General features: G+C 45.5%; 2 protein-coding genes. One reads left to right on the top strand and one right to left on the bottom strand.

Annotated features, from left to right (window positions below; genetic code table 11):
• A partial coding sequence (locus F6K37_RS44025) for an FtsK/SpoIIIE domain-containing protein (protein ID WP_353839162.1) occupies nucleotides 1-308 on the top strand: 308 nt, incomplete at its 5' end.
• 104 nt (nucleotides 309-412) lie between these two features.
• Here the strand turns inward: F6K37_RS44025 and F6K37_RS44020 are convergent.
• A partial coding sequence (locus F6K37_RS44020) for a formylglycine-generating enzyme family protein (RefSeq protein WP_287257430.1) occupies nucleotides 413-1,085 on the bottom strand: 673 nt, incomplete at its 5' end.

The following is a 1,085-nucleotide window of genomic DNA, read 5'->3' as shown; positions in this document are numbered from 1 at the left end:
AAAAAGAAATCCGCAAAGACTTAGAATTAAGTATTAAGCGTTTAGGAGCCAAAGCTAGAGCGGCTGGGATTCATTTGATTATTGCTACTCAACGACCAGAAGCGAAAGTTGTTACTCCGATTATTCGGTCTAATTTACCAGGGCGAATTGCTTTACGCACAGCGTCTGAAGCGGATTCAAAGATTATTTTTGGTGGCAGCAACACTGAAGCAGCTTATTTGTTGGGTAAGGGAGATTTATTATATCAAAAGGGTGGTAAGTTAGAGCGATTGCAGAGTTTGTTTGCTGAGAGGATTGTATTGCCTTGAGCAAAGTTTATTCAAATAAAGTTTGACCCTGTGGTGCGTTACGGGGCAGACTATCCAAAAACTGGCTACCGTAAAAATCAAGGCAAGTCCGCCCCTAACACACCCTACCCAACAGCCCGAGCCACACGAAAACCGATAATGCTGAAGATGAACTCGCGCGCGAGAAAGAAGTTGCGGGAGGCAGAACGGCAATACCTAGGAAGGTCGTACCACGAGCCGCCCCGCACTATATAATAATCAGTATGATAATTATCTTTAGTCCAGATACTCCCATCTGTAGGAGCTCCTTCGTAATTATCATGCCAAGGATCTGCACACCACTCCCAAACATTGCCATGCATATCGTATAAACCAAAGCCGTTGGGGGGAAAACGTCCTACATCGGTGGTTTCTTTTCGAAATTCCCCTTGTGCTTCCTCTGCATAAATAGAGGAAGCACCATAATTAGCTAATTTACTCCTTATGGTCTCTCCATAATGGAATGGTGTGGTAGTTCCGGCTCTACAGGCGTATTCCCATTCCGCTTCAGTGGGTAATCTGTATTCCGTTGCTGTATATTCACAGAGGCGATCGCAAAATTCCACTGCATCGAACCAGGTTACTCGCTCTACTGGTCGATTCTCTCCTTTAAATTCAGAGGGGTCTGGATCTAAGTCCCGCTTAACTTTTGGAAGCTTGGCCACAGCTCGCCATTGCGCCTGGGTTACTTGATATTTCCCCAGAAAGAAGGGTTGGATGCGTACTTGGTGCTGAGGTCTTTCACTACCATCACTCCCT

Source organism: Moorena sp. SIO4E2 (assembly GCF_010671945.1).
GTDB classification, from domain to species: Bacteria; Cyanobacteriota; Cyanobacteriia; order Cyanobacteriales; family Coleofasciculaceae; genus Moorena; species Moorena producens.
The sequence above is the reverse complement of the archived record's forward strand: the minus strand, read 5'-3'. Positions and strand labels throughout refer to the sequence as shown.